General features: G+C 67.6%; 28 protein-coding genes and 1 riboswitch. Of the genes, 14 read left to right on the top strand and 14 right to left on the bottom strand.

The genetic code is table 11. The annotated features are described in order from the left end of the window. Positions 1-220: 220 nt before the first annotated feature. Positions 221-895, top strand: coding sequence for a histidine phosphatase family protein (locus tag J2739_RS26770; RefSeq protein ID WP_309907394.1), 675 nt, complete (start codon positions 221-223; stop codon positions 893-895). Here J2739_RS26770 and cutA read toward each other — a convergent pair. The 3 genes from cutA to J2739_RS26755 are packed head-to-tail and all read right to left on the bottom strand — an operon-like array spanning position 886 to position 1,836. Then, complete coding sequence (gene cutA, locus J2739_RS26765) at positions 886-1,218, bottom strand: divalent-cation tolerance protein CutA (protein WP_309907392.1); 333 nt, start codon at positions 1,216-1,218, stop codon at positions 886-888. The genes J2739_RS26770 and cutA overlap by 10 nt on opposite strands. Positions 1,219-1,235: 17 nt before the next feature. Continuing rightward, the gene (locus tag J2739_RS26760) at positions 1,236-1,568 is read right to left on the bottom strand and encodes a hypothetical protein (protein WP_309907391.1); all 333 of its coding nucleotides are present in this window, start codon (positions 1,566-1,568) and stop codon (positions 1,236-1,238) included. A 22-nt stretch (positions 1,569-1,590) separates the two neighbouring features. Then, positions 1,591-1,836 (bottom strand): GlsB/YeaQ/YmgE family stress response membrane protein, encoded by a 246-nt coding sequence (locus tag J2739_RS26755; protein WP_309907389.1) that lies wholly within the window; start codon positions 1,834-1,836, stop codon positions 1,591-1,593. A gap of 122 nt (positions 1,837-1,958) precedes the next feature. Between J2739_RS26755 and J2739_RS26750 the strand changes: the two genes are divergently transcribed. Continuing rightward, positions 1,959-2,594: a YbhB/YbcL family Raf kinase inhibitor-like protein gene (locus tag J2739_RS26750; protein ID WP_309907387.1), complete on the top strand. Its 636-nt coding sequence runs from the start codon at positions 1,959-1,961 to the stop codon at positions 2,592-2,594. A 6-nt stretch (positions 2,595-2,600) separates the two neighbouring features. Here J2739_RS26750 and J2739_RS26745 read toward each other — a convergent pair whose 3' ends face one another. Both J2739_RS26745 and J2739_RS26740 read right to left on the bottom strand, forming a co-directional pair. Continuing rightward, positions 2,601-3,419, bottom strand: coding sequence for a creatininase family protein (locus tag J2739_RS26745; RefSeq protein ID WP_309907385.1), 819 nt, complete (start codon positions 3,417-3,419; stop codon positions 2,601-2,603). A 115-nt stretch (positions 3,420-3,534) separates the two neighbouring features. Continuing rightward, positions 3,535-4,884, bottom strand: a complete 1,350-nt coding sequence (locus J2739_RS26740; protein ID WP_309907383.1) for a PQQ-dependent sugar dehydrogenase — start codon at positions 4,882-4,884, stop codon at positions 3,535-3,537. A 140-nt stretch (positions 4,885-5,024) separates the two neighbouring features. Between J2739_RS26740 and J2739_RS26735 the strand changes: the two genes are divergently transcribed. From J2739_RS26735 to priA, 5 genes are all read left to right on the top strand, one after another. Then, positions 5,025-5,768 carry an alanyl-tRNA editing protein gene (locus tag J2739_RS26735; RefSeq protein ID WP_309907381.1) on the top strand — a complete coding sequence of 248 codons (744 nt, stop codon included), beginning with the start codon at positions 5,025-5,027 and terminating at the stop codon, positions 5,766-5,768. 44 nt (positions 5,769-5,812) lie between these two features. Next, a complete protein-coding gene (locus J2739_RS26730) occupies positions 5,813-7,996 on the top strand; it encodes a protein-disulfide reductase DsbD family protein (protein WP_309907379.1) in 2,184 nt (727 codons plus the stop codon). Between the two features lie 93 nt (positions 7,997-8,089). Next, on the top strand, positions 8,090-8,782 hold the full coding sequence (locus tag J2739_RS26725) for a redoxin domain-containing protein (protein ID WP_309907377.1): 693 nt from the start codon (positions 8,090-8,092) through the stop codon (positions 8,780-8,782). 40 nt (positions 8,783-8,822) lie between these two features. Beyond that, positions 8,823-9,929 (top strand): uroporphyrinogen decarboxylase, encoded by a 1,107-nt coding sequence (gene hemE / locus J2739_RS26720; protein ID WP_309907375.1) that lies wholly within the window; start codon positions 8,823-8,825, stop codon positions 9,927-9,929. A gap of 368 nt (positions 9,930-10,297) precedes the next feature. Continuing rightward, complete coding sequence (gene priA / locus J2739_RS26715) at positions 10,298-12,391, top strand: replication restart helicase PriA (RefSeq protein ID WP_309907373.1); 2,094 nt, start codon at positions 10,298-10,300, stop codon at positions 12,389-12,391. Positions 12,392-12,436: 45 nt separating this feature from the next. On the opposite strand, the gene J2739_RS26710 is transcribed toward priA, so the two are convergent. Then, positions 12,437-12,643, bottom strand: coding sequence for a hypothetical protein (locus J2739_RS26710; RefSeq protein WP_309907371.1), 207 nt, complete (start codon positions 12,641-12,643; stop codon positions 12,437-12,439). Positions 12,644-12,818: 175 nt separating this feature from the next. On the opposite strand from J2739_RS26710, the gene J2739_RS26705 reads away from it, so the two are divergent. From J2739_RS26705 to J2739_RS26690, 4 genes are all read left to right on the top strand, one after another. After that, the gene (locus tag J2739_RS26705) at positions 12,819-13,472 is read left to right on the top strand and encodes a hypothetical protein (protein ID WP_309907369.1); all 654 of its coding nucleotides are present in this window, start codon (positions 12,819-12,821) and stop codon (positions 13,470-13,472) included. 171 nt (positions 13,473-13,643) lie between these two features. Beyond that, positions 13,644-15,746, top strand: a complete 2,103-nt coding sequence (locus J2739_RS26700) for an ATP-dependent helicase (protein ID WP_309907367.1) — start codon at positions 13,644-13,646, stop codon at positions 15,744-15,746. Then, on the top strand, positions 15,743-16,171 hold the full coding sequence (locus J2739_RS26695; RefSeq protein WP_309907365.1) for a hypothetical protein: 429 nt from the start codon (positions 15,743-15,745) through the stop codon (positions 16,169-16,171). Before J2739_RS26700 ends, J2739_RS26695 begins: the two co-directional genes overlap by 4 nt. After that, entirely contained in the window at positions 16,168-17,328 is a 1,161-nt protein-coding gene (locus J2739_RS26690) for a phospholipase A (RefSeq protein WP_309907363.1), read from the top strand. The genes J2739_RS26695 and J2739_RS26690 overlap by 4 nt, the downstream gene beginning before the upstream one ends. Positions 17,329-17,391: 63 nt before the next feature. Here the strand turns inward: J2739_RS26690 and J2739_RS26685 are convergent, their stop codons facing one another. The 6 genes from J2739_RS26685 to crcB form a co-directional block, all read right to left on the bottom strand. Continuing rightward, positions 17,392-18,282, bottom strand: coding sequence for an ABC transporter permease (locus J2739_RS26685; RefSeq protein ID WP_309907361.1), 891 nt, complete (start codon positions 18,280-18,282; stop codon positions 17,392-17,394). Beyond that, positions 18,279-19,220 (bottom strand): ABC transporter permease, encoded by a 942-nt coding sequence (locus tag J2739_RS26680; protein ID WP_309907359.1) that lies wholly within the window; start codon positions 19,218-19,220, stop codon positions 18,279-18,281. Before J2739_RS26680 ends, J2739_RS26685 begins: the two co-directional genes overlap by 4 nt. A 9-nt stretch (positions 19,221-19,229) precedes the next feature. Further along, positions 19,230-20,330: an ABC transporter ATP-binding protein gene (locus J2739_RS26675; protein WP_309907357.1), complete on the bottom strand. Its 1,101-nt coding sequence runs from the start codon at positions 20,328-20,330 to the stop codon at positions 19,230-19,232. Positions 20,331-20,339: 9 nt separating this feature from the next. Next, positions 20,340-21,470 (bottom strand): polyamine ABC transporter substrate-binding protein, encoded by a 1,131-nt coding sequence (locus tag J2739_RS26670; protein WP_309907356.1) that lies wholly within the window; start codon positions 21,468-21,470, stop codon positions 20,340-20,342. Positions 21,471-21,615: 145 nt separating this feature from the next. Further along, positions 21,616-21,939, bottom strand: a complete 324-nt coding sequence (locus tag J2739_RS26665; protein WP_309907354.1) for a DUF190 domain-containing protein — start codon at positions 21,937-21,939, stop codon at positions 21,616-21,618. A gap of 102 nt (positions 21,940-22,041) precedes the next feature. After that, positions 22,042-22,434 (bottom strand): fluoride efflux transporter CrcB, encoded by a 393-nt coding sequence (gene crcB / locus J2739_RS26660; protein ID WP_309907352.1) that lies wholly within the window; start codon positions 22,432-22,434, stop codon positions 22,042-22,044. An 88-nt stretch (positions 22,435-22,522) separates the two neighbouring features. Then, a riboswitch (Fluoride riboswitch) is annotated at positions 22,523-22,585 on the bottom strand. A 161-nt stretch (positions 22,586-22,746) separates the two neighbouring features. On the opposite strand from crcB, the gene J2739_RS26655 reads away from it, so the two are divergent. From J2739_RS26655 to J2739_RS26645, 3 genes are all read left to right on the top strand, one after another. Next, positions 22,747-23,748, top strand: coding sequence for an esterase/lipase family protein (locus J2739_RS26655; protein WP_309907350.1), 1,002 nt, complete (start codon positions 22,747-22,749; stop codon positions 23,746-23,748). 43 nt (positions 23,749-23,791) lie between these two features. Next, positions 23,792-24,289, top strand: a complete 498-nt coding sequence (locus J2739_RS26650) for a flavodoxin family protein (protein WP_309907348.1) — start codon at positions 23,792-23,794, stop codon at positions 24,287-24,289. Between the two features lie 76 nt (positions 24,290-24,365). Further along, positions 24,366-24,542: a hypothetical protein gene (locus tag J2739_RS26645; RefSeq protein WP_309907346.1), complete on the top strand. Its 177-nt coding sequence runs from the start codon at positions 24,366-24,368 to the stop codon at positions 24,540-24,542. Positions 24,543-24,545: 3 nt separating this feature from the next. Here J2739_RS26645 and J2739_RS26640 read toward each other — a convergent pair whose 3' ends face one another. Together J2739_RS26640 and J2739_RS26635 are read right to left on the bottom strand one after the other, a co-directional pair. After that, positions 24,546-24,986 carry a putative quinol monooxygenase gene (locus tag J2739_RS26640; RefSeq protein WP_309907344.1) on the bottom strand — a complete coding sequence of 147 codons (441 nt, stop codon included), beginning with the start codon at positions 24,984-24,986 and terminating at the stop codon, positions 24,546-24,548. 10 nt (positions 24,987-24,996) lie between these two features. Further along, complete coding sequence (locus J2739_RS26635; RefSeq protein WP_309907342.1) at positions 24,997-25,812, bottom strand: SDR family NAD(P)-dependent oxidoreductase; 816 nt, start codon at positions 25,810-25,812, stop codon at positions 24,997-24,999. Positions 25,813-25,814 lie beyond the last annotated feature (2 nt).

Genomic DNA, 25,814 nt, shown 5'->3' with positions numbered 1-25,814 from the left:
GCTGTGAGTCCCTCTCCGGTGGATGAAGCAGCATTGCGGCGCAAAAAGGCGTGGCCGGCAACGTCAACGAAAGTTTGCATTCTTACACAATGAACACTTTATGATTCATCCACTTACAGAATACGTTGCTTCTTGGACGCCTGTGCCCCTCGCGATGCCCTCCAGCAACAGGTCACGACCGTGACCGCAACGCGTGATCTGCCCCGGCAGAATTCCGCGTATGGGAACCCTCTACCTCGTGCGCCATGGCCAGGCCAGCTTCGGCGCGGACGACTACGACCAGCTCAGCGAACTGGGCCGCCGGCAGGCGCGGCGGCTGGGCGAGTACTGGCGCGAGCGCGGGATGCAGTTCGACGCGGTGATCACCGGCACGTTGAAGCGCCACCGCCAGACCTGGGAGGGGATTGCCGAGGGCCTCGGCCTGGTGCGCGAAGATGTGCTGCCCTGGCCCGGGCTGAACGAGTACGACGCGGATGCCGTCATCGCCGCCATCCACCCCGAAAAGCTGAAGAAGCCGGACTCGCCGGAGATGTACCGCCACCACTTCCGGCTGCTGCGCGATGGCCTGGGCGCCTGGATGCAGGGCCGCACCGCCCCCGCGGGCATGCCGAGCTACGTCGACTTCCTGGCCGGCGTGACCACGGCGCTCGACCATGTGCGCGGCAAACACCATGGCGCCCGCGTGCTGGTGGTTTCCAGCGGCGGGCCGATCAGCACCGCGGTCGGCCATGTGCTGGGCACCCGCCCCGAGACCACCGTCGAGCTCAATCTGCGGATCCGCAACACGGCCGTCACCGAGTTCGCCTTCACGCCCAAGCGACACATGCTGGTGACCTACAACACGCTGCCGCACCTCGATGGTCCGGCCTACGAGGACTGGGTGACCTACGCCTGATCGGCGCCGGTGCTGCCACTCGCGAGCCAGCGCAGGTAGTCCAGCGAGCCGCCCGCGACCGGCACCTGCAGGATCTCCGGCGTCTCATAGCTGTGGCGCTCGCGGATGAAGGCCTCCAGCGTCGTATAGCGCGAGGACAGCGTCTTGATGAGCAGCAGCCATTCGGGCTCGCGGTGGAGCGTGTCCTCCCAGATGTAGAAGCTGCGCACGCGCTCGACCTGCACGCAGGCTGCGAGCCGGGCTTCGACGATCGCGGCGGCCAGCGCCTCGGCCTCGTCCTCGGTACTGGCGGTGGTCATGACGATGCAGGCGGGGCTGTCCATGGGATTTCCGGGAATATTCAGGCTTGCCAGACGCCGTAGCCCGCTTCTCGCAGTGCGATGCCGAGCTCGACTTCCATCTCGCGCGCCGCCTCGTAAGGCATGGGGTTGTAGACGGCGTACAGCGCGGGCAGCAGCCTCAGGCCGTAGTCACGCACGAAGACGTTGGCCTGGATGCCGGCCTTGTGCTTGTCGAAGCGTACGTCGGGATCCAGCCCCGTCATGCCCACATAGACGAAAGGCTGGCCAAGGCAGTAGTCGGGATTGGCGCGCCGGAATCGGCCGATGTTCCAGACCCGATCGTCGAGCTCGACGACATAGACGTGGTGGTGCGCCTTCGATCGACGGCCCATTGCCGCCTCGCTTCCTGTTCTTCTACTTGCGCCTGAGCAGTCCCCAGACGAAGAGCAGCACGATCGCGCCCACCACCGAGGCGATGAAGCCAGCGCCTTCCCCTGCGTGGTACCAGCCCATGGCCTGGCCGACATAGGTCGCGATCAGCGAGCCGGCGATGCCGATCAGGGTGGTCACGATGAACCCGGCCGAATCGTCGCCCGGTTTGATGGCGCGCGCCACGAGGCCCGCGACGAAGCCGATCAGAATGGTCCAGACGATGCTCATACGCTTCCTTGTGTGGGAGAAGGCCCAGCAGTCCGCGCGGCGGAGCCCGATTCATGATAGCGGAGCCCGCCCCGCTCTCGTGTCCTACACACTGCCTGCGAGGCCCGCGCTATACCCCCCGCATGCTCGAGAAGCTCCCCGATGCGATCGGCCTGGCGCTGCACGGCGTGCGGGCCGGCCTCGAAGAAATCGCCTTCAACACCCTGGGCCTGCGCCAGGGCATGGCCTCGATCAAGCTGGGAAGCCTGGCCTTCGCCGACCATGGTCCATTGCCGCCGCGCTACACGGCCGACGGCGAGGGCCTGTCGCCGCCGCTGCAATGGACCGGGGTGCCGGCCGGCGCCGCATCGCTGGTGCTGGTGGTGGAGGATGCCGATTCGCCCACGCCACATCCGTTGGTCCATGGCATCGCCGTCGACCTGCCTGCGGAGGACGGCAGCCTGCCCGAAGGCGCCTTTCCGAGCGCCGACAACGCCGGCAACGGCTTGCATGCCGGGCGCAACTCGGTTCTTCTCGCCGCCTGGCTGCCGCCCGATCCGCCGCCCGGACACGGCGTGCACCGCTATGCCTTTCAGCTTTTTGCCCTGGAGAGCGCGCCCGCCTTCTCGGCCACGCCCGGCCGGGAGGAGGTGATGGAGCAACTGCGCGCCCACGCCATCGCCAGCGGCCTGCTGATCGGCACCTGCGAGCGGCCCGATGGCACGATCAAGATCAAGGAAACCGCGCCCGGCGGCAGCGGTCCGGCGATCGCCGGTTGAAGCGGTTCAGGGCAACGGGCCGCTATGCACGGAGGACAGCGGCAGGCGCGACACCTCGGCCAGCAGCAGGGCGAGCTGGCGCGCCGCGGCTTCGACCACGGCCCCCCCCTTGTCCGCGCTGGCCGCGGCGGCATTGCCGGCCGCTCCCTCAGGGTTGTAATCCTCCATGGCCCAACCGAGCCGGGCGCTCTTGCCGTTGCCGAGCAGCGGGTAGTCGGCCGCTCGCTGGCGTGAGCTCGAGCCGAAATCGCGCGCGGCCTGCATGTCGACCTGCGCCGGCGCGAGCGCCAGCATCATCGAGGTCTCGATTTCACCTGCATGCACGCCGAAGCGATGCTCCTCCGCGCTGAACTGCGCGCCGGCCTCGCCCAAAGGCAGATTGAACCAGCTGACGCTGTAGACGATGAGCCCGTGCGCCGCACGCAGTTCGCGCGCCGCGATCTCCATCGCGCCGGTGTGCCCGCCATGCGCATTGAAGAGCACCAGCTTTCGCACGCCCGCGCGCGCGACGCCGGCGCCGATCTCGCGCCAGAGGCGGATGAGGGTCTCGGCCGACAAGGTCAGCGTGCCCGGAAAGCTCGCATGCTCGGGGCTCAGCCCGATCGCCTGGCTGGGCAGGAAGAGCACGGGCAGCTCGGCGGGCAGCAGCGGCAGGGCGGCCGCGACGATGCCATCGACCAGTGTCGAGTCCACCCCTAGCGGCAAGTGCGGGCCGTGTTGCTCGGTCGCTCCCAGGGGAAGGACCGCGACGGTCGCAGCCGGATCGAGCGCGGCGAAGTCGCGTGTCGTGAGTCGGGACCAGAAGCGGCTGCGGGGGACGGTCATGGGGGGATCTTAGTGGCGGTCATGTCCAGGGACGCCGGAAGGGATCGGCTGGGTCCGAAGTCGCGCGGCGAGGCGGCAGCCTGGTTCCATCAGCACCAGGAGCCTCTGAGGGCAGCTACTGGCTGGTGCGCGCCACGCGCCAGACCGCGTTGCCCACATCATCGGCCACCAGCAGCGCGCCGCTCTTGTCCAGCGCAACCCCCACCGGGCGGCCCCGCGCCTTCTCGTCCGCGCTCAGGAAGCCGGTCAGGAAATCCACCGGCGGCCCGCTCGGACGGCCGCCGGTGAAGGGCACGAACACCACCTTGTAGCCCGAGAGCGGCCTGCGGTTCCACGAGCCGTGCTCGCCGATGAACGCGCCGCTGGCGAATTCAGGCGGCATGCCCCTCGGGTGCGAGAAGACAAGCCCCAGCGCCGCGACGTGCGAGCCGAGTGCGTAATCGGGCATCACCGCCTTGGCCACCATGTCCGGGCGCGGGGGTGAGACGCGCGCGTCCACGTGCGCGCCGTAATAGCTCCAGGGCCATCCGTAGAAGGCGCCCTCCTTCACGGCGCTCAGGTAGTCCGGCACCAGGTCGCTGCCGATCTCGTCGCGCTCGTTGACGACGACCCAGAGGGCCTGGGTCTCGGGCTCCCAGTCCAGGGCGGTGGGATTGCGCAGCCCGCTGGCGAACAGCCGCTTGGCGCCGCTCTTGAGGTCGACCTCCCAGATCGCGGCGCGGCCCTCCTCGGCCGCCAGGCCGTTCTCGCCGACGTTGCTGTTGGAGCCCACGGTCACATAGAGCTTGCTGCCATCGCGGTTGGCGATCAGGTTCTTGGTCCAGTGATGGTTGATGCCCGCGGGCAGATCGGTCACCTTCGTCGGCGTTGCGGCGATCGTCGTCTCGCCCTCGACGTAGGGCACCTTGACCAGTGCGTCGGCATTGGCGATGTAGAGCTCGTGGCCCACCAGCGCGACGCCGAAGGGCGAGCGAAGGTTCTGCATGAAGACTTGCCGCGTTTCGGCCGTGCCGTCGCCGTTGGCATCGCGCAGCAGAATGATGCGGTCGGGGCTGGGCACCCCTGCACCGGCGCGCTTCTGGACCATGCCCATGACACGCGACTTGATCCATGCAATCGGCCCACTGCCGCCGTCCGTCACTCCCTCGGGCTTGGGCGGCCTGTTGCTCTCGACCGCCAGCACGTCGCCGTTGGGCAGTGTGTAGACCGAGCGCGGATGGTCCAGGCCGCGTGCCAGCGCTGTCACGACGAATCCCTTGGGCGCTGTCGGACCGGCCATGTCGCCCCAGCCGACCGGCGGGGCGATGTGGACCGTCGGCATCAGTGTCTTGTGGGGCGCCGGCAGTTGCGGAGTGGGGCCGATGCCGGCTTCGGGCGGCAGCTTGGCGGTCTCGCCGCATCCCGCCAACAACAGGGCCGCCGCCAGCGCAGCGGCCGCTGCAGAAAAGTGGCTGGATCGCTTCATGGCCATGGTTCCTTCACACGCAGCCGCCAAACCCGCGGCGCTGCCACGAATGATCCCGCTCGCGCAATCCCCGGCTGTCGGCTGTAGGCGCTTTCGGGCGTGGGCGCGCCGCGCCGCGGCGCCGCCGCTAACATCGGGCAATGACCGACGACCTGTTCCGATCCGACGCCTATCTGCGCGCCTGCGAGGCCCGCGTGCTGCGCGTCGACGAGGCCGGCGTCGTGCTCGACCGCACCGTGTTCTATCCGTTGGGCGGCGGGCAGGCCGGCGATAGCGGCGAGCTGGTGCTGCCCGACGGGCGCTCGCTGGCCATCGCCGACACCCGCAAGGCCAAGGATGCCGAGGGCCGGCCGACGACCGAGATCGTCCATGTGCCGGCGCCAGACCAGGCCGAGTTGCTGGTGGCCCTGAAGGCCGGCGACCCGGTGACGGCCCGCATCGACTGGGACCGCCGCCACAGGCTGATGCGCTTCCACACCGCGACGCACCTGCTGTGCCACCTGGTCCCGCAGCCGGTCGACGGCTGCTCGATCACGCCCGACTACGCACGCCTGGATTTCCATATGACCGAGCCGCTGGACAAGGAGGCGCTCAACGCGGGCCTGGCGCGGTTGGTGGCGGCCAGCCATCCGCTGGCCGTCGGCGCCATCACCGACGAGGAGCTCGACGCCAATCCCGCGCTGGTCAAGAGCATGAGCGTGCAGCCGCCGCGCGGCACCGGCACGGTGCGCACGATCAGGATCGGCGAGCCGGAAGCGATCGACTTCCAGCCCTGCGGCGGGACCCACGTGGCGAACACCCGCGAGATCGGCGGGGTCATCGTGACCAAGATCGAGAAGAAGAGCGCCATGACCCGCAGGGTGGTGCTGGGGTGGGCGGCCTGAGCGGCCCGGAACTTCGCCCCGCACACACGCTCCGACTGACCGGCATGGCTTTCTCCTCCCTCCTCCGCGGCGCTGCCCTTCTAGCTGCCACCCTCGCTGCCAGCCTGCCGGCAGCAGCCCAGCTGGCATCCCGCATCGGGCCTGTCGTCACCACCCCGCATGTGCGCGCGGAGCTCATCGCGGATGCGCCGCAGGGCGTCTCCGCCGGCGCGCCGGTGTGGGTCGGGCTGCAGATCACGCACCAGCCGGAGTGGCACACCTACTGGAAGAATGCCGGCGATTCCGGCCTCCCGACCGAACTTGCCTGGTCGCTGCCGGCCGGCGTGTCGGCCGGTGACATCGCCTGGCCGGTGCCGAAGAAGATCCCGGTCGGCACGCTGGCCAACTACGGGTACGAGGGCACCGTGCTGCTGCCGGTGCCGCTCACGGTGGCGCCCGGCTTCAAGCCGCCGGCAGGGCTCACCGGCGCCGAGGCGCTGGACATCAAGCTGAAAGCCTCCTGGCTGGTCTGCCGCAAGGAATGCATCCCCGAAGACGGGGAGTTCCTGATCAAACTGCCGGTCCAGGGCTCGACTGCGCTGCACCGGGATGCGTTCGACGCGGCGCTGGCCGCCCAGCCCCAAGCCCTGCCCAAGCCCGGATCGATCACGATCGACGGCCAGAAACTTCAGGTCCGGCTCGACGGCCTGCCGGCCAGCGCGCGCGGCAAGACGCTGGACTTCTTCCCGGAGATCGGCGAGGTGATCCACACCGCGGCCGTTCTCGGCAAGGACTGGACGCAGGCCTGGGATGGCGACACGTGGACAGCCAGCGTGCCGCTGGCCGAGCAGCGCAGCGCCAGCCCCGCCGCGATGCCGGTGGTGGTCGCGCTGCCCGAGGCCGACCGGAAAGCGGGCCAGCCGGTGGCCTGGCGCGTCGAAGCGCCGGTCAGCGGCAACTGGCCGGCCGTGGCCGCGCGCGCCGAAGTCTCGCCCGCGCTGCGCGCCGCGCTAGAGGCCAATACCGCGCCCCCGCCGCCGCAGCCTGCCGGCAACTTGCTCGTCGCGCTGCTGGGAGCCCTGCTCGGCGGGCTGCTGCTCAACCTCATGCCCTGCGTGTTCCCCGTGCTCGCGATCAAGGTGCTGGGCTTCACCCGGCGCGCCGACGACCACGCCGGCCACCGCATGGCCGCGGTGGCCTACACGGGCGGGGTGGTGCTGTCCTTCCTGGCGCTGGGGGCAACGATGCTGGCCCTGCGCGCGGCGGGCGCGGAGCTGGGCTGGGGCTTCCAGCTGCAGTCGCCCGCGGTGGTGGCGGTGCTGGCCGGCCTCTTCACCGTGATCGGCCTCAACCTGGCCGGCCTGTTCGAGTTCGGCGTGCTCGCGCCCTCCTCGGTGTGCAGCGCCCAGGCCCGGCACCCGAGGGCCAACGACTTCCTGTCCGGCGTGCTGGCGGTGGTGATCGCCTCGCCCTGCACGGCACCTTTCATGGGCGCCTCGATGGGCTTCACGATCGGACTGCCGGCCGCGCAGGCCCTGCTGATCTTCGCGGCGCTCGGCGTCGGGCTGGCTCTGCCCTACCTGGCTGCCGGCTTCGTCCCGGGCGTGGCGCGCCTGCTGCCACGCCCCGGCCCATGGATGAACATCCTGCGCCGGCTCCTGGCCTTCCCGATCTTCGCCACAGTGGCCTGGCTGGTCTGGGTGCTGGGCCAGCAGAGCGGCATCGACGGTGCCGGCGCGCTGTTGGGGCTGCTGGTGTGCCTGGCGGCGATCGTCTGGGCCTTCACCCTGCGCGGCCGCACCCGCATCGTGCTGGCGAGCCTGCTGATCGTGGTCACGGCGCTGCTGGCCGGTGCGATCGGCGGCAACGTGGTCCGCAGCGCCCCGCCTGCCGTGGCCGCCTCGGCGGGCGAGCGCTGGCAGGCCTGGTCGCCAGCGCGCGTGAGCGAGCTCGCGGCGGAGGGGCGGCCGGTGTTCGTCGATTTCACGGCCGCCTGGTGCGTCACTTGCCAGTACAACAAGCGCAGCACGCTGGCGGACGCCGTCCTGCTGGCCGAGTTCGACGCGAAGAAGGTGGCCATGCTGCGCGCCGACTGGACCCGCCGCGACCCCGAGATCACCGCCGCCCTGACCGCGCTGGGCCGCAGCGGCGTGCCCGCCTATGTGCTGATGGCGCCGGGCCGCACGCCGGTGGTATTGACCGAGATCCTGAGCAAGCAAGAAGTCCGCGACGCGCTGGCCAGGCTTTGACCCTGGCCCTCTACGGGTTGTCACAAGCAGGTGAGAAAAGCGTTCTAAGCTCTGGCGGGTGTTGATTTTTTGCAAGTGGAGTTCAAGCTGACCATGCCCTCATCGTCAACCGCAGACTCGCGTTCCTACCGTGCCGCGCGCAATGCGCGCGCTGCCCTGAGCCGAGCCTCCCGCCGCGCCGTGATGGCGGCCGCCGTGGCCCTCGGCGCCACCTTCCTGATGGGCACTCATGCCGTCGCCGCGCCGGCCGTCGGCCAGATGGCGCCCGATTTCGTCGCCGTCGACACCGCCGGCAAGCAGCATCGGCTGTCCGACTTCGCCGGCAAGTTCGTGGTGCTCGAATGGACCAACCCCGGCTGCCCGTTCGTGCGCAAGCATTACGGCAGCGGCAACATGCCCGCGACCCAGAAGGCCGCGACCGAGAAGGGCGTGGTCTGGCTGTCCGTCAATTCGACCGAGCGCGCCTCCGGCGACTACCTGAAACCGGCTGCCCTCGACGCCTGGATGAAGGAACATTCGGCCGCCCCCACCGCGGTGTTGATGGACGAGGACGGCGTCATCGGCCGCGCCTACGCCGCGCGCACCACGCCACACCTCTACATCATCGATCCCAAGGGCGTGCTGGTGTATGCCGGCGGCATCGACAGCATCGCCTCGTCCCAGGTCGAGGATATCCAGGGCGCCACCAATTACGTGAACCAGGCGCTCGGCGAGGCCTTCGGCGGACAGCCGGTCAGTGCGGCGAGCACGCGTCCCTACGGCTGCTCGATCAAGTACAAGGCCTGAATTCACGGTCCGCGGCGAAGGCCCCTGCGACAATCGCGGGATGCCTTTCGCCCCCCTGAAGAACGACACTTTCCTTCGCGCCTGCTGGCGCCAGGCCACCGACTACACGCCCGTATGGCTGATGCGCCAGGCCGGGCGCTACCTGCCGGAGTACGTGGCGACGCGTGCGAGGGCCGGCAGCTTCATGGGGTTGGCAACCAACGTGGACTTCGCCACCGAGGTCACGCTGCAGCCGCTGGCGCGCTACCCGCTCGACGCGGCGATCCTGTTTTCCGACATCCTGACGGTGCCCGACGCGATGGGGCTGGGCCTGTCCTTCGAAGCCGGCGAAGGCCCGCGTTTCGCCCGGCCGATGCGCGACGAGGCCGCCATCGGCGCCCTCGAGGTGCCGGACATGGAGAAGCTGCGCTATGTGTTCGACGCCGTCGCCTCGATCCGCCGCGCCCTCGACGGCCGCGTGCCGCTGATCGGCTTTTCCGGCAGCCCCTGGACGCTGGCCTGCTACATGGTCGAGGGCGCCGGCTCGAGCGACTACCGGCTGGTCAAGAGCCTGCTCTACAGCCGCCCCGACCTCATGCACCGCCTGCTCGCGGTGAACGCCGATGCGGTGGCCGCCTACCTCAACGCGCAGATCGACGCCGGCGCCCAGGCCGTGATGATCTTCGACAGCTGGGGCGGCGTGCTGGCTGACGGCATGTTCCAGGATTTCAGCCTGGCCTACACCCACCGCGTGCTGTCGCAGCTCCAGCGCCAGGGCGCGGACGGGCAGCCCGTGCCACGCATCGTCTTCACCAAAGGCGGTGGGCTCTGGCTGGAAGACATGCGCGGGCTCGGTTGCGAGGTGCTGGGCCTGGACTGGACCATCAACCTGGGTCGCGCCCGCGCACTGGTCGGCGAAGGCAACGGCGGCAAGGCGTTGCAGGGCAACATCGACCCCAACGTGCTGTTCGCTGCGCCGGAGCGGATCGAAGCGGAAGTCGCGAAGGTGCTGCAGGCCTTCGGCCGGCCGCACACCGACCCTTCGACGACCGGACCCACCCATGTCTTCAACCTGGGCCATGGAATCAGCCAGTTCACCCCGCCCGACCACGTCGCTGCCCTGGTGGCTGCGGTGCACGCGCAGTCCCGCGCCCTGCGCGGCCGTTGAGGCCGTTATGGCTTGTAAGCACCTCAGGCCGCGGTTCTCGGGTTTGTCAAGCCCGAAAATGGTGAGGACGGACTGACTTATGCACAAAACACGTCATGCGGGATGCAAAACCATCTGAAGCCTTGCCAGCGCTGCTCCTAAAGCGATAGCGCCGCTAAGTCGTTGATTCATATGGATTTTGAACTTTGCTTTTTTTGCGGGCATTCCAGCGGGAGCCTTGATTTTCAAGGGCTGGCAGCGCGTCGAGCCCCGATATCAACAAAGTTATCCACAGCAACACTGGATGTCTTTCAAAGCGCTGACAAATCAATGACTTAGATTGCTTTGCTACAAGTTCCTTTAACCACCGATCCGAACGGAAGCGCGTCTTGAATTGGCGTCTGGAGATCGCCGTTCAGACTCCGGCGCATAGCGCATTGGGGGATGTACTGAGCTACACCCACCCTTCGCCTGTCGCGCCGGGCGCACTGGTGCGAGTGCCGCTGGGGCGGCGCGAGGTGCTCGGGGTGGTTTGGTCAGCGCAACCCGCCGGGGCGGACGACGGTGCGGCGGCATTGGAACTCAAGCCCGTCGGCGCGGTGCTGGACGCGCTGCCGCCCCTTGGCGCGGCGTGGCGCGACCTGGTGGCCTTTGCCGCCCGCTACTACCAGCGCTCGCTGGGGGAGATTGCGCTCGCCGCCTTGCCGCCTCAGCTACGCGATCTGAGCGCGGTGCAGCTCGCCCGGCGACTCAAGCGGCAGGCGGCGCCCGCCGCTGCAGCGGCATCTGCCTGCGTCCCGGCGCTGACGCCCGAGCAGGCGCAGGCGCTGGCGCGCTACGAGACCGAAAGCGGCCCCTTTCTGCTCTTCGGCAGCACCGGCAGCGGCAAGACCGAGGTCTACCTCCAGGCCGTCGCGGCGCTGCTCGAGCGCGAGCCGCAGGCCCAGGCCCTGGTGATGGTCCCCGAGATCAACCTCACCCCGCAGCTGGAGGCGCGCTTCAAGGACCGCTTCGGCAGCGGCGCCGTGGTCTCGCTGCACAGCGGCATGACGAACCCCCAGCGCCTGGCCAGCTGGCTGGCCGCGCATGGCGCAACCGCGCGCATCGTGCTCGGCACCCGGATGGCGGTGTTCGCCTCGATGCCGGCGCTCAAGTTGATCGTGGTCGACGAGGAGCACGATCCCAGCTACAAGCAGCAGGAAGGCGCGCGCTACTCCGCGCGCGACCTGGCGGTCTGGCGCGGCCGGCGGGAGGGCGCGAAGGTGATGCTCGGGTCGGCCACGCCTTCATTGGAGAGCTGGCACCAGAGCCGGCCCGCGCAAGGCGAGGATGGCGGAGGCCGCTACGCGCGCCTGGCGATGCCCTCGCGCATCGGCACCGCGGCGCTGCCGATGGTGCGGCTGGTCGACATGGGGCTGCAGCCCCCGCGCACCGTGCTTTCGGCGGCGCTGCTGGACGCCATCGGCCAGCGGGTGGCACGCGGCGAACAGAGCATGGTGTTCCTCAACCGGCGCGGCTACGCGCCGGTGCTGGCCTGCGGCGACTGCGACTGGAAGAGCGAATGCCCGCACTGCAGCGCCTTCCGCGTGTTCCACAAGATCGACCGGACGCTGCGCTGCCACCACTGCGGCTTCACCGAGCGCGTGCCGCGCGCCTGCCCGGCCTGCGGCAACCCCGACATCGCGCCGGTGGGCCGCGGCACGGAGCGGCTCGAAGAACATCTCGGCGAGCTGTTCGCCGGCGTCCGCCGGCCCGACGGCAGCCCGGTGCGTATCGCCCGGATCGACGCCGACAGCACGCGCCGGCAGGGCGCGCTCGAGTCTCAGCTCGCTGCGGTGCATGCCGGCGAGATCGACGTGCTGGTCGGCACGCAGATGATCGCCAAGGGCCACGACTTCCGGCGCATCACGCTGGTGGCAGCGGCCAACCCCGACGCGGCCCTCTTCTCCAGCGACTTCCGCGCGCCCGAGCGCCTGTTCGGCCTGCTCATGCAGTCGGCCGGGCGCGCTGGCCGGGACGCGGCCTACCTGTCAGCCCAGGGCGCGACCGCCGAAATGTGGGTCCAGACCCATCACCCGCGTCACCCCCTCTTCGCTGCGCTGCGCCGCCACGACTACCCCGCGTTCGCCCAGCGCGAGCTGCAAGAGCGAGCGGCGGCCGGGATGCCGCCTTTCGCCTTTCAGGCCTTGCTGCGCGCCGACGCTCGCACGCAAGAGGCGGCGCAGGCCTTCCTCAATGCCGCCAGCGCGGCGGCCGAGGGGCTGGAGGGCGCGCAGCACGTGACCCGCTATTCCGCCGTGCCGCATGCGATCCAGCGCGTGGCCAATGTGGAACGGGCGCAGTTGCTGGTCGAGAGCGCCTCGCGCCGCGCACTCCAGCGCCTGCTGGCGGCCTGGCAGCCGCTGCTGCACGGGCTGCGCAAAGCGCCTGAAGGCAAGGGCGTGATCCGCTGGCTGGTCGATGTCGATCCTCAAAGCATTTAGCAGGCCCCCGACATCGCGCACTCGCGCCACGCGAAGGGCGAGGCTTCAATGCAGGCCGATCGGCTGCTTGCCCATCTCGATGTACTGCAAAGCCGTGCGGCGCCTGCGGTGATGGCTGCGCCAGACGAACAACACAAAACTGGCCGCACCGGTCGCGAGGGCCGTGCCGGCGCTCAGGTCACCCGCGTGCCACAGCCAAGCTACGGTGGCGAGGCACGCCACCCACAGCATCCAGCGCATCCAAGTCGTCATGGCGGTTTCCCCCGGTTTTGACGCCACTTTAGCAGGGCATTTGAATACAGAAGAATTCATCGAAAGGAATAGTTAGCACTATCGGCCAATAGTCCCAGGGGGTCTGTAGGCAATATTCTGAAACATGGGTTGACACGGCTGGAAACCGGTGTCGAAGTCCTCTCACCGGCCCTGCGTGGCCGAAACGGAAGGTCCGGGTGTGAAAAGCTGGTCGAGGGTCCTCTGGGGTGTGGCTTTGGCGGGCGTTGCCTGGAGCGCGCAGTCGGCCGAGATCGAGCTGGAGGGCAACCGCCTGCTGGTCACTGGCATGCTCGACGGCAGCGCCGTCCAGCGTTTCACCGAGGAGCTCGGCAGCGGCAAGGTGCGCACCGTGGTGTTCGAGAACTCCCTCAGCGGCACGGCCGAGGCGGCCGGCGAATACGCCCGCGCGATTCGCGCCAGTGGCGTCAACACGGAGATGAAGGGCCAGTGCCATTCGGCATGCGCCTATGCCTTCCTCGCCGGCAAGGAGCACCGCTTCGGGCGCGGATTCCACGTCAATGCCCTGCTCATCCCGGTGGCTGCGCGGCCCCGCCCTGAGGAACTCGCCAGCCGCTGGCTCGGCGAGGAAGCGCAGAAGACACTGGCCGAATTCGCCGCGGCACCGGCCGACGCGGAGGCCGCGGGCGGGCCCAGGGAGCGCTGGCAGCCCGGTCACGTGCTCTTCACCTCCACCCTACACTTTTCGGCCGCGTCTACAACAGCTTCTATTGCGACGGCACGCAGGGGCACGACACGTCACGCTGCGAGCTGCTGCCGGATGCCGACCCGTACAAGCTCGGCGTGCTGACACCCTGAACCGGCCCCTGCCGCCAGGGCAGCCAGACCCAGGCGCCGGCGAGACGAGGCCGGGTGCGCAGGCCGTCGTCACCGTCGCACATCACGACACAGCTCTCACACAGCCTTGCATCGGGTAGCCCCCGTATCATTGCCCGCTTTGCGCTTCCCCTCCCTCCCCTTCATGTCCTCCGGTCTCAACCTCGCGCAGCAAGATGCGGTCAACTACCTTCACGGCCCCTGCCTGGTGCTTGCCGGCGCGGGCTCAGGCAAGACCCGCGTCATCACGCACAAGATTGCGCGGCTGATCCAGACCGGGATGGCGCCCCAGCGCATCGCGGCCATCACCTTTACCAACAAGGCGGCGGCCGAAATGCGCGAGCGGGCCAAGGGCCTCATCGGGCGCGATGCGAACAAGGTGGTGGTCTGCACCTTCCATGCGCTTGGCGTGCGCATGATGCGCGAGGACGGCGGCGTGCTGGGCCTGAAGCCAGCCTTCAGCATCCTGGACAGCGACGACGTCACCAAGATCCTCAAGGACGCCGGCGGCACCACCGACGCAGCGACCGCGCGCATCTGGCAGTGGACCATCAGCAAGTGGAAGAACATGGGCCTCAACGCCGCGCAGGCCGAGGCCCAGGCTGCGGACGACAACGAACGCATCACCGCGCGCATCATGGCGCGCTACGAGGAGCGCCTGGTCGCCTACCAGAGCGTGGATTTCGACGACCTGATCGGCATGCCGCTCAAGCTGCTGCAGCAGCACGACGAGGTGCGCGCCAAGTGGCAGGCCGCGCTGGGCCATGTGCTGGTCGACGAGTACCAGGACACCAACGCGACCCAGTACGAGGTGCTGAAGGCGCTGGTCGGTCAGCGCGGCCGCTTCACCGCGGTCGGCGACGACGACCAGTCGATCTATGGCTGGCGCGGCGCCACGCTCGACAACCTGCGCAAGCTGCCAGTGGATTTCCCGACGCTGAAGGTCATCAAGCTGGAGCAGAACTACCGCAGCACCAGTGCCATCCTGCGCGCCGCCAACAACGTCATCGGGCCGAACCCCAAGCTGTTTCCCAAGACCCTGTTCAGCGAGCTCGGCGAGGGCGAGCCGGTGCGCGTGGTCGACGCCGACACCGAGGCGCACGAGGCGGAGCGTGCGGTGGCGCGCATCCAGAGCCTGCGCGGCGGCGACGCCACCGTGCAGGGCCAGCAGTTCAAGGAGTTCCGCGACTTCGCGATCCTCTACCGCGCCAACCACCAGGCGCGCGTGTTCGAACAGGCCCTGCGCCGCGCGCAGATCCCCTACAAGGTCTCGGGCGGCCAAAGCTTCTTCGACCGGGCCGAGATCAAGGACCTGTGCGGCTGGTTCCGCCTGTGGGTCAACAACGACGACGATCCCGCCTTCCTGCGCGCCGTGACCACCCCCAAGCGCGGCATCGGCCACACCACGCTGGCCAGCCTCGGCACTTTCGCGAGCCAATACAAGCTGAGCCTGTTCGAGGCGTTGTTCTCGCCCTCGTTGCACAGCGTCATGGCCAAGCGGGGAATGGAAGGGCTGCACGAGTTCGGCCGCTACATCAACGACCTCGAATACCGCGCGCGCCGCACCATGGGCGCCGAGGATGCACGCGCCTTCCTGGCCGACTGGCTCAAGGAGATCGAGTACGAGAAGCACCTCTACGACGGTGAGGACAGCGAGCAGGCCGCTGCCAGCCGCTGGACCAACGTCCTCGAGTTCTGCGACTGGATGGCGCAGCGCTGCGGAGGACAGATCGCGGATGCCTCCGGTGCCACCACGCTCGAGAACGAGCGCAAGAGCCTGCTCGAGGTGGCGCAGACCATCTCGCTCCTGTCGACCATCAGCGAGCGCGAGAAGGACCAGAACGTCGTCACGCTCTCCACGCTGCATGCGTCCAAGGGGCTGGAGTGGCCGCACGTGATGCTGATCGGGGTGAACGAAGGGCTGCTGCCCTTCAAGCTCGAGGACGACGGCGGCCGGCAGCAGAAGGTCAGTGACGACACCCTGCAGCGCCTGCAGGAGGAGCGCCGACTGATGTACGTGGGCATCACCCGCGCGCAGCGCAGCCTGGCCGTCAGCTGGACCAAGCGCCGCAAGCAGGGCCGCGAGATGGTGCCGGCGCAGCCCAGCCGCTTCATCGCCGAAATGGCCCTCGACAAGAAGACCATCAAGGAAGATCCACGCGAGAAGCTCAAGGCCCTGCGCGCCGAGTTCGCGCGCAAGGCCCAGGACAACGCGGCAGCGGCGGCGGCTGCAGCAGCCGGTTCATGAAACGACGGCTGCTGCTGGCGCTGTGCCTGGCCGCGGGCGGCGCGTTGGCCGAGCCGGCCTGCCCCGCAAGCGGCCGCGAGCTGCCGGTGGGCGCGCTCTATGGCCAGTGGGAAGCCCGCATCGAAGGCGAAGCCGGCATCGCGCGCGTGCGGCTGGCAAAGCATCCCGAGTACGAAGGAGTGCGCGGCACCATCACGCGCGAATCCGGCGGCGGGCCGCCTTCAGTGGCGCAGCTCGCGGGCGACATCGACGACGAGGGCCTGCTCAACATCGACGAGTCGTTGGACGGCCGCGCCATCAGCGGCAACTGGCTGGGTGAACTGCAGCCCGGCTCCTGCGGCAAGGCATTCAAGGGAGCGTGGCGCAACGCGTCCGACGACAGCACGCATCCTTTCGTGCTGAACAAGATTGGCAGTTGGCAATGAAGAACCTACACATCACCCCCATCGCGGCGCTCCTGGCCGGCCTCGGCATGGGATTCGCGCACGGACAGCCTTCGCAGAACCCGCCGAGCCCCTTGGCCGATGCGCAGCTGACCTGGCAGCAGTGCCAACGCCTCGCGAACGACAAGGAGGCACGCCTGGCCTGCTTCGACCGCTGGGCCCAGCAGCAGACGCTGCCGGTGGCCGAGGTGCCGTCGGCGCCGCCGGTGCTCGCGAGCACGCAGCCGCCGGCGCCGGTGGACGCCGCCGTGCCCGCCACGCGCGTGGTCTCGGTCGCGACGCAGGAGGGTTGCCGCGATGGCCAGTACTCCGCGCTCTCGCGCTTCTGGGAGCTCGAGAACGGCACCGACTGCGGCACCTTCAGTTTCCGCGGCTATCGCCCGCTCAATGTGTCCTTCTCGGCCGCGAACCGGAAGCCCGGTACCCCGACCTCGCCCTCCGCCGACCACACCGGCACCTTCATCCCTTACCAATCCAACGAAATGCGCATCGGCCTGTCGGTGCGCACCAAGCTTGCGCAGGGCATGCTCACGCAGGACGACCCGATCAAGAAAGACTCGCTGTGGTTCGGCTACAGCCAGCTGTCGACCTGGCAGCTCTTCAACGGCTCCATCTCGCGGCCCTTCCGCAGCACCGACCACGAGCCCGAGCTGATGTACCTCTACCCCACGGATTATCGGCTGCCGGGCGGCTGGCGCTGGCGCTATGCGGGCGTCGGGCTGGTCCATCAGTCCAATGGCCAGAGCCTGCCCTATTCGCGCAGCTGGAACCGGCTCTACCTGATGGGCGGCGTGGAACTGGACGACCGCTTCACGATCACCGGGCGCATCTGGAAACGCGTGCACGAAAGCGCGGCGGACGACGACAACCCCGACATCTCGAACTTCATCGGCCGCGCCGAGATCACGGGCCGCTGGAACGTCGACAACGGGAACACGCTGGCCATGACATTGCGCAACAACCTGCGCGAGAGCGGCCGCGGATCGATCCGGCTCGAGTGGCTCAAGCCCATCGGCGACTCGAACCGGAGCAACCTGCGCTTCCACACGCAGCTGTTCTACGGCTACGGCGACACCCTGGTCGACTACAACCGCAAGCGCGCGGTGCTCAGCATCGGGCTGAGCCTGGTCGACTTCTGAAGCGATTTCGGCCGCGACGGTGCAGATCCATGGCCGCCGATTGCGCTGGAGAGCGCGTGGGCACTATGTCGCGTCAGTCGATGACGGTGCGCTCGGCTCGATGTCACGCACCGCGTCGTTCCCGCTCGCCGCCTGCTGCTCCTTGTAGAGCCGGCGCTCCCGCGCCGCGATCATGTAGCTTGAAAGCACGACGAACACCGCGACCCCGGCAATGACGATGGCGGCCAATGCGTTGACGGTGGGGTCCAGGCCGCGGCGCGCACGCGAGAAGATGACGAGCGGCAGCGTCGTCGAGCCCGGGCCCGAAAGAAAGGCGGACATCACCACGTCGTCCAGCGAGAGCGTGAAGGTCAGCAGCCAGGCCGCCACCAGCGACTGTGCGATCAGCGGCAACGTGACGAGAAAGAACACCTGCAAGGGCCGGGCGCCCAAGTCTTGCGCAGCTTCCTCGTATTGGGGGTTGAGGTCACGCAAGCGCGCGCCGATCACCACGGTCGCATAGGCGATGCCCACCAGCAGGTGACCGAGCCAGATCGTCACGGCGCCGCGTTCCGGGAACCCGAACAGGCGCTGGGCCGAAACCAGCATCAGCAACAGCGAGAGGCCGACGATCACCTCCGGCATCACCAGCGGAGCACTGACCATGCCGGAGAACAGCGTGCGCCCCTTGAACCACGGCAGGCGCTCCAGCGAGAGCGCCGCCAAGGTGCCGAGGATGATGGCGCCCGTCGCGGTGGCTGCCGCAATCTTCAGAGAAAGAAAAAGAGCCTCGCGGATGGCCACGTCGCCCATGAGCCTGCGATACCAGCGCAGACTGAAGCCCGTCCAGACGTTCGGCACGAGCGAGTCGGTGAAGCTGAAGACAACCAGCGCGACGATCGGCAGGTAGAGGAAGGCAAAGCCCAGGAGCAGCCAGGTGCGGCTGGTCCAGCGTCCGGCGCGAGTGGTCATCATGAGCGCGCCGCTTTCGCCTGGCTGTTGTTGAAGATCGCCAGCGGCACGATGATGAGCAGCACCATCACCACTGCAATGCTCGAAGCCATCGGCCAGTCATTGTTGGAGAAGAATTCGTCCCAGAGCACGCGGCCGATCATCAGAGTCTCCGGGCCGCCCAGCAGTTCCGGAATCACGTATTCACCCACGCAAGGGATGAAGACCAGCATGGCGCCGGCGACGATGGCGCTCCTGGACAGCGGCACCGTGATGCGCCAGAAGGCCTGCCAGGGCGTCGCCCCGAGATCTTGTGCGGCCTCGAGCAGCCGCAGGTCCAGCTTGGAGAGCGTGCCGTAGAGCGGCAGGACCATGAACGGGAGGTAGGTGTAGACCATGCCGAGCACGAGCGAAAAGGGGCTGTACAAGAACTGCCCCGGCGCCGAAATCAGGCCCAGCGGCAGGAGCAGCTGTTCCGCGTGCACGTGCGCCAGGAAGCGCCCGACCCAGCCGGTCTCGGCATCCAGCAGGCCCTTCCAGGCATAGACGCGCAACAGAAAGCTCGTCCAGAACGGCAGCATCACCCCCATGAGCAGCAGCGGCTGCAGGGCGGCCGGCGCCCGCGCCATGAAATAGGCGAAGGGGTACCCGATGACCAGGCAGATCAGCGTCGTGACCCCTGCATACAGCAGCGAGTGACCGTAGGTCGAACCGTAGATCTCGTCCTGAAAGATCGTTGCGTAGCTCAACAGGTCGAGCTTCATGACCAGCGCCTGGTCCGCATACGCGAAGAGGTCGCTGATCCTCGCGCCGTCCATCTGCGCAAAGCTGATGCGCACGACGATGAGAAAGGGCAACAGGAAGAAGACCAGCAGCCAGAGGTAAGGCGCGCCGATCACGAGCGTGCGTCCCTTCACGAGCCGATGCAGGCGCCGGCTGCCGTCCCCGGTGAAGGAGGCCATGTTCACCCCTTATTGCGTCAGCACGACCTGCGAGGTCGGCAGCCAGTGAGCCCAGACCCGATCGCCTTGCGAGGGAGCGCCTTCGCGTTGCCGGGTCTCGTTCTCGACGTTCACCTTGAGCCGGGCGCCACTGGGCAACTCGAGGTGATAGAGGGTGTAGTCGCCGAAGTAGGACTGCGCCTTGACGACCCCTTGCACCTGGTTGTGCTCGCCTTCGGGCTTGTCGGTGCGCAACCGGATTTTTTCGGGGCGCACGGCAACGGTGACAGACCGCCCCTGATAACCGGTCAGGCCGTGGCGAACGCGGTGTACCACGTCGATGCATCGAATCTCGATGTGCTCCGCGTCCTCCATCACGACAGTTCCTTCCATGAGGTTGACGTTGCCGATGAAGTCGGCGACGAAGCGCGTCGTCGGCGTCTCGTAGATGTCGGCCGGACTGCCTACCTGGAGGAATCGGCCTTCGCTCATCACCGCCATGCGCGACGCCATGGTCATGGCTTCTTCCTGGTCGTGGGTGACCATCATGCAGGTCACGCCGACCTGGTGGACGATGTTGACGAGCTCGATCTGCGTGGCCTCGCGCAGCTTCTTGTCGAGAGCCGCAAGCGGCTCGTCGAGCAGCAGAAGCTGTGGACGCTTGGCAAGGCTGCGAGCGAGCGCGACGCGCTGCTGCTGGCCGCCGGAGAGCTGATGCGGCTTGCGTTTGGCGAACTGGCCCAGTTGAACCAGGCGCAGCATCTCTTCCACGCGCGACGCAAGCTCGGCCCTCGGCAGCTTGTCGCGGCGCAGGCCGAAGGCGATGTTGTCCCAGACCGTCAGATGGGGAAAGAGCGCGTACGACTGGAACATCATGTTGACCGGCCGCTCGTAGGGCGGCAGTCCCGCGAGGTCGATGCCATCGAGCACGATGCGCCCGGACGACGGCGCCTCAAAGCCAGCGACCATTCGCAACAGCGTGCTCTTGCCGCAGCCCGAGGAGCCCAGCAGCGCAAAGATCTCGCCGCGCGCGACGTTCAAGCTGACCTGATCGACCGCACGCGCGTCTCCGAAGTTCTTCGTGACGGACTCGATCCTCAGGAAAGCGCCGTCTTCCTTCGACGTATCCATAGGGCCTTGTCAGCGCTTGGCCTTGAAGTTGGTGAATGTGCGGGTGATCAGTTTCAGTGTTGCCTGGTCAGGTGTGTCCGGAGGGATCATGCTGGCCAGCGCCTCGGCATCGGGGAACACGGCCTTGTCCTTGGCCAGCGCCGGGTTGACGAACTTCATCGCGGCCTTGTTGGGGTTGGCGTAGAACACCTTGTTCGTCAGCGAGGCGTGAACCTCGGGCCGCAGGATGTAGTTGATCCACTTGTAGGCGTTCTCCGTGTGCCTGGCGTCCTTGGGAATGGCCATCGTGTCGAAGAACAACAACCCGCCGGTCTTGGGCAGCAGCACCTGGAGGTTCTGTGGATTCCTCGCCTTGGCGGACTTGTCCTTGGCGATCATGATGTCGCCGGACCATCCGATCACGGCGCACAGCTGCCCCTTGGCCATCTGGTCGATGTAGTCGGAGCCCGAGCCGGAAAAACGGGTCACATAAGGCCGAACGGCCTTGAGCATCTCGCCTGCGGCCTGGTAGTCCTGCGCATTCTTGCTGCGCGGATCCTTGCCGATGTACTTGAGCGCGATCGGCAAGATCTCGGAGGCGGTGTCCAGGAACGATACGCCGCAGCTCTTCAGCTTGGACATGTATTCCGGCTTGAAGACGAGGTCCCAGGCGTTCTCGGGCAAGGGAGCGTTGCCGAGGACCTTCTTGACCTTGTCCGCGTTGATGCCCACCGTCGTATAACCCCAGAGCCAGTCGACCAGGTAGTCGTTGCCGGGATCCATCTTGGCCAGCTGGGCCTGGATGGCCGGATCGAGATTGGCGAGATTGGGGATCTTCGACTTGTCGAGCTTCTGGAGCAGGCCGCCCTGGATCTGCATCTTGGCGAAATGGGAGCCGGGCACGACGATGTCGTAGCCGGACATGCCGGCGACCAGCTTGGCATGCAAGGCCTCGTTGCTGTCGAAGAGGTCATATCTGACTTTGATTCCGGTTTCCTTTTCGAAATTCGGAATCGTGTCTTCCGCGATGTAGTCGCCCCAGTTGTAGATGTTGAGGACCTTCTCTTCCTCATCGGCATGCACGGCGAGGATCGAAAGCGCAGCGGCCGCAGCGACCCATGTGCGCAGAATCAACGTGGATCGAGGTCGCACAGATTTCATGGAGCACCTCCGGAACCAGGTTTGGCGATGACGCGCTTTGTGGACCCAGCGCGAGGGCTTGGACGAAAAGATCGGAGATCGGCGTGCCGTCGCAGGCGAGAAGCACACGGCTCGCCGTGGCATCTTCCATGTCGACCTTGGACCGTCACGGCTCGCCTCCTACGATGCCCATCTCCAGCGGCACCTTGATGTAGAACAGCTGGAGCTTCTCGCCGGCCAGGTGCGCAAGAAAGCTCTGCGCCTCCTGTTCGCTCAGCGCGAAGCCGACCTCCACCGACAGGTCGCCCGCCAGTTCGAAGAAGTGCTCTTCGTGCAATCTGCCGTGGCGGCCGAAGCCCGCGATGGCGCGAAAGGCCGAGCCGCCATGGAGGCCTACTTTCTTGGCCTCTTCGAGCAGCCATTCGTAGGCAAGGATGCCGTGATGGCGGCGGCCCTCCTGGACATAGAACTTGAGGTAAATGCCTTGCATGGGGCCTCCTTCGGTGCGGATACGCTGTTCAATCGGGCCGGTCGCCGGAGACGACGCGGCGCAGGCGCCGGGGGCACGCGGTATGTCCCATGGCCGTTCCCACTACCCCGCCTTCACGAAGAGCGCATTGGCAGCCATGATGCCGACACCGGTAAGGATCAGCGAACCCGCGAGGTGCACGCTCGCCGCGCCCAGCGCCCACCAGTGCTCGTGCCGGCCGATCAAGGTCACGACCTCGACCGAGAAAGTGGAGAAGGTCGTGAGCCCGCCCATGAACCCGGTGATGACCAGAAGCCGCCACTCGGGCGCCAGGCCGCTGTTGTGGGTGAAGAAGGCGCTGGCCACGCCGACCAGCAGACCACCGAGCAGATTGGCAGCGACGGTTCCCAGAGGAATCGTCGGGAAGACCGGATTGAGCCAGCCACCCAGCCACCATCGCAGCAAGGCACCGCACCCTGCACCACCGAAGACCGCGAATACCGAAAAACCGCTCATGTCGCTCCTTATTTTTGAACCAACCGGAACGAGCGGCAAGGCAAGAGGCAGCGCTTTGGGCGCGCCGCATGCCTACCGTCCCATCCGGACTCTGGTAGGCATCATCAGCCCCGGCGGGGCGGTCTGGGAGGATGCCATCTCCACCGTAAATTCAGTATATCGACCGGGCCCTGGACCGGCAACGTGGCGACTCGGCGGGTGCCGCGCCAGCAGTCCCATCCGCTCGAAGCGCGGAAGCGCTGCATTGCCGCGAGCCTTGCCAGTCCCACCTTTCGCCGGCATCATCGCCGCCGCAGAGGAAGGAGACCGCTCATGAAAACGTGGATTCGCCATGCCGCCGCCCTTGCAATGCTTGTCGCCGCTGTCGCCACGCAGGCGGCAGGCACCGTGGGCAACACGCTGCCGCCGGGCTTTCCCTCGATCGAGGACACCTCGCTCGCCAAGCCGCTCATCGGCTTCGGTGCCGCCGGCGCCGTGGCCCGAACGCCGGTCATCCTCATCCACGGCAACAACGACACGCCCTTCCCCACCGCCTGCAACCCCTACGGGCGCATCCAAGCACTGGCGCAGTTCCTGTCGGACAACGGCTATTCCCCGAGCGAGCTCTGGGGTGTGGGCTACCAGGGCGACCAGTGCGACCTCGCTTCCGACCAGACGCGCCGCTCGAGCATCGCCCACACCAACGCGGCCAACGTGCCGGACCTGCGCCGCTTCGTGCACGCGGTCATGGCCTTCACGGGCGCTCGGCGCGTGGACATCGTCGCCCACAGCCTGGGCGTGACGCTGGCGCGCGAATGGATGCGGCAGGACGAGGCGCAGCACCTGGTGCGCCGACTCGTGGCCATCGACGGCCCCAACCACGGCATCATCAATTGCTCGCCCGACCCGGCCAACTACTTCCAGGCGCCGGCGGCGGGAGGCTTTACGCCCTCCAGCGAGGTGTGCCAGGAGCTGGGCTCGCCCGACACGCCCTTCCTGCGCCTGCTCAACGGCCGCAGCGGCGGCCGCGAGAACGACGGGCCCACGCGCGTGCTGGTCATCCGCAATGGCGACGCCAGCTTCGTCTACTTTCCGGTTCAGGATGGCGTGATTGCGCCGGTCCCCGCCATCGATTCCTTCGGCAAGCCCAACGATTTCTCCAAGAGCGCCAGCTTGCGCGGGGCGCGCGAGATCGTGTTCACGGGGCAAGGTGCCTACGACCCGATCCTGCGCACCGGCCACCTCGGCATCCTGAATTCCCCGCAGACCTGGCAGGCCACGCTCGACTTCCTCACCGGGCCGCCGAGGGACGAGGCCAAGGACGAGGACAACTGAATCCACGACCCCGCGCCTGGGTGGTGCCGCTATGCTGGGCGGCATGAATCCCAAGACGCTGCTCGTGGTCTATCACACCATGACCGGCGGCACCGCGCAGATGGCGCAGGCCGCGGCCGAGGGCGCACGCACTGAAGCCGGCGTGCAGGTGCGCCTGTTGCGCGCCCCGGAGGCGCAGCCCGAAGACGTACTGGCTGCAGACGGCTACCTGTTCGCCACGCCCGAGAACCTCGCCGCGATGGCCGGGCTGATGAAGGACTTCTTCGACCGCTGCTACTACGCCGCGCTCGACCGCGTGAACGGCCGGCCCTACGCCACGCTGATCTGCGCGGGCAGCGACGGCCAGAATGCCGCAAGGCAGATCGAGCGCATCGCTACCGGCTGGCGCCTGAACGCCATCGCGCCCGCATTGATCGTCTGCACCCATGCGCAGACGCCCGAGGCGATCGCGCGGCCCAAGCAGATCGGCGCGGAGGAACTCGCGCAATGCCGCGAGCTCGGGGCCGCGCTCGCGACGGGGCTGGCGATGGGCGTGTTCTAGCCAGACCCGCGGTAGGACCAACGCAGCGCATCCTGACCGGCGGCCGAGCCATCCATTCCGAAAGCTCCCATAGACAATGACTTCGACTGCCGCGCATGCGCATGCGCGAGCTCGAGCGCCGCCTAGACCGCGCCGAAGGCACGGCAAGCACTACCAGGTGGTCGGGCGCTCCGACGACGAGTACGGGCGCATCGCCGGCGAGTGGATGTTCACCCGCGTGGTGCTGACGGTCGACTACATGAGCGCGCGCTGAGGGTCACCTGCCCGCGGGCAGCGCCGACGCATCGAAGATTTCGATGGAGGGCGGCGCGACGGCGAGCCGGCCGATCTCGCGCGCGAACGCGCGGGACTCGGGCACCGCGAAGTGCGCCTGCAGCGCTTGCGCGCTCTCCCAGCGTTCGACGAACACCAGGCGGTCGGGCCGCTCGGCATCGATGCTGACGTTGTGCTCGATGCAGCCGGGTTCGGTGCGCGAGCGGCGCACGTGTTGCTGGCTCAAGGCCAGGGCCTGGTCCATGCTGCCACCTTGCACCACGAAGCTTCCGAGGACGATGATCATCGCGTCTTCACCTTTGAGTTTGAGTTCGCTGCGAATCGCGCGAGCGGAATCCCGGCGAGTAGTTTGCCCTTGAACTTTTGCGCCGCGAATGACTTCGGTCATCTCCGTGGCGACGACGCCAAAAGCCACGCTGTTCACTCGCACGCCTTCAGATCATGGCGAATCCGCCCGATGCCCCGATCGTCTGGCCGGTGATGAACAACGCGCGTTCGGAAGCGAGGAATGCCACCAGTCCGGAAACATCGTCCGGCCTGGACAGCCGCCCCACGCCCTTCGAGATCGGATAGAGGTTCACCATCTTTGCGAGGAGTTCGTTGTTCTGGATCGTCGCATCCGGATGCAGCGGCCCATCCTTGATGCCTTCGTGCGAGACCGCCCCGAGCGCAATCGAATTGACGGTGATCGCATGTCGGCCATGCTCCCGCGCCAGCGCCTTGGCAAAGCCCGCGATGGCTGCCTTCGCGCCGGAATAGACGGCCATGTTCGCCTCGCCGATCCGGCCGGCCTCCGAGATGATGTTCACGATCCGTCCACGCTTGGCCGTCACCATGCCGGGCAGAACGGCGTGGCAGCAGTGAAAGGTGCCATAGACGTTGAGATTGACGATCTTCGCCCAATCGGCCACCGGCATGTCGACGAAGGCCGGGGTGCGCCCGCCCTTCTCGCGCCGCTCGGGAATGATGCCGGCGTTGTTCACCAGGATTTGGACTGGCGCGTCAAAGTGCCGCATGGCGGCATCGACCAGGCCCTGCACCTGGTCGGCCTGCGTGATGTCGGCGGGCGCGGCCAGCGCCTGGCCTCCCTGGGCCTCGATCTCGCGCGCCACGGCCTGCGCCCTTTCGGGGAACAGGTCGTTGACCACGACACGCGCGCCTTCGCGGGCGAGTTCGATGCAGATCTGCCGACCCACGCCCTGGCCGCCGCCGGTCACCAGGGCGACCTGTGAGTCCAAACCGAGTTTCATGT

The organism is Variovorax soli (assembly GCF_031454625.1).
GTDB lineage: Bacteria > Pseudomonadota > Gammaproteobacteria > Burkholderiales > Burkholderiaceae_C > Variovorax > Variovorax soli_A.
This window is presented reverse-complemented; position numbering and strand designations above follow the sequence as displayed.

Bases quoted from the DNA above. Each gene is read 5' to 3' on its own strand.
- J2739_RS26770 (WP_309907394.1), top strand. From the start codon at position 221: ATGGGAACCCTCTACCTCGTGCGCCATGGCCAGGCCAGCTTCGGCGCG.
- cutA (WP_309907392.1), bottom strand. From the start codon at position 1,218: ATGGACAGCCCCGCCTGCATCGTCATGACCACCGCCAGTACCGAGGAC.
- J2739_RS26760 (WP_309907391.1), bottom strand. From the start codon at position 1,568: ATGGGCCGTCGATCGAAGGCGCACCACCACGTCTATGTCGTCGAGCTC.
- J2739_RS26755 (WP_309907389.1), bottom strand. From the start codon at position 1,836: ATGAGCATCGTCTGGACCATTCTGATCGGCTTCGTCGCGGGCCTCGTG.
- J2739_RS26750 (WP_309907387.1), top strand. From the start codon at position 1,959: ATGCTCGAGAAGCTCCCCGATGCGATCGGCCTGGCGCTGCACGGCGTG.
- J2739_RS26745 (WP_309907385.1), bottom strand. From the start codon at position 3,419: ATGACCGTCCCCCGCAGCCGCTTCTGGTCCCGACTCACGACACGCGAC.
- J2739_RS26740 (WP_309907383.1), bottom strand. From the start codon at position 4,884: ATGAAGCGATCCAGCCACTTTTCTGCAGCGGCCGCTGCGCTGGCGGCG.
- J2739_RS26735 (WP_309907381.1), top strand. From the start codon at position 5,025: ATGACCGACGACCTGTTCCGATCCGACGCCTATCTGCGCGCCTGCGAG.
- J2739_RS26730 (WP_309907379.1), top strand. From the start codon at position 5,813: ATGGCTTTCTCCTCCCTCCTCCGCGGCGCTGCCCTTCTAGCTGCCACC.
- J2739_RS26725 (WP_309907377.1), top strand. From the start codon at position 8,090: ATGCCCTCATCGTCAACCGCAGACTCGCGTTCCTACCGTGCCGCGCGC.
- hemE (WP_309907375.1), top strand. From the start codon at position 8,823: ATGCCTTTCGCCCCCCTGAAGAACGACACTTTCCTTCGCGCCTGCTGG.
- J2739_RS26710 (WP_309907371.1), bottom strand. From the start codon at position 12,643: ATGACGACTTGGATGCGCTGGATGCTGTGGGTGGCGTGCCTCGCCACC.
- J2739_RS26700 (WP_309907367.1), top strand. From the start codon at position 13,644: ATGTCCTCCGGTCTCAACCTCGCGCAGCAAGATGCGGTCAACTACCTT.
- J2739_RS26695 (WP_309907365.1), top strand. From the start codon at position 15,743: ATGAAACGACGGCTGCTGCTGGCGCTGTGCCTGGCCGCGGGCGGCGCG.
- J2739_RS26690 (WP_309907363.1), top strand. From the start codon at position 16,168: ATGAAGAACCTACACATCACCCCCATCGCGGCGCTCCTGGCCGGCCTC.
- J2739_RS26685 (WP_309907361.1), bottom strand. From the start codon at position 18,282: ATGATGACCACTCGCGCCGGACGCTGGACCAGCCGCACCTGGCTGCTC.
- J2739_RS26680 (WP_309907359.1), bottom strand. From the start codon at position 19,220: ATGGCCTCCTTCACCGGGGACGGCAGCCGGCGCCTGCATCGGCTCGTG.
- J2739_RS26675 (WP_309907357.1), bottom strand. From the start codon at position 20,330: ATGGATACGTCGAAGGAAGACGGCGCTTTCCTGAGGATCGAGTCCGTC.
- J2739_RS26670 (WP_309907356.1), bottom strand. From the start codon at position 21,470: ATGAAATCTGTGCGACCTCGATCCACGTTGATTCTGCGCACATGGGTC.
- J2739_RS26665 (WP_309907354.1), bottom strand. From the start codon at position 21,939: ATGCAAGGCATTTACCTCAAGTTCTATGTCCAGGAGGGCCGCCGCCAT.
- crcB (WP_309907352.1), bottom strand. From the start codon at position 22,434: ATGAGCGGTTTTTCGGTATTCGCGGTCTTCGGTGGTGCAGGGTGCGGT.
- J2739_RS26655 (WP_309907350.1), top strand. From the start codon at position 22,747: ATGAAAACGTGGATTCGCCATGCCGCCGCCCTTGCAATGCTTGTCGCC.
- J2739_RS26650 (WP_309907348.1), top strand. From the start codon at position 23,792: ATGAATCCCAAGACGCTGCTCGTGGTCTATCACACCATGACCGGCGGC.
- J2739_RS26645 (WP_309907346.1), top strand. From the start codon at position 24,366: ATGACTTCGACTGCCGCGCATGCGCATGCGCGAGCTCGAGCGCCGCCT.
- J2739_RS26635 (WP_309907342.1), bottom strand. From the start codon at position 25,812: ATGAAACTCGGTTTGGACTCACAGGTCGCCCTGGTGACCGGCGGCGGC.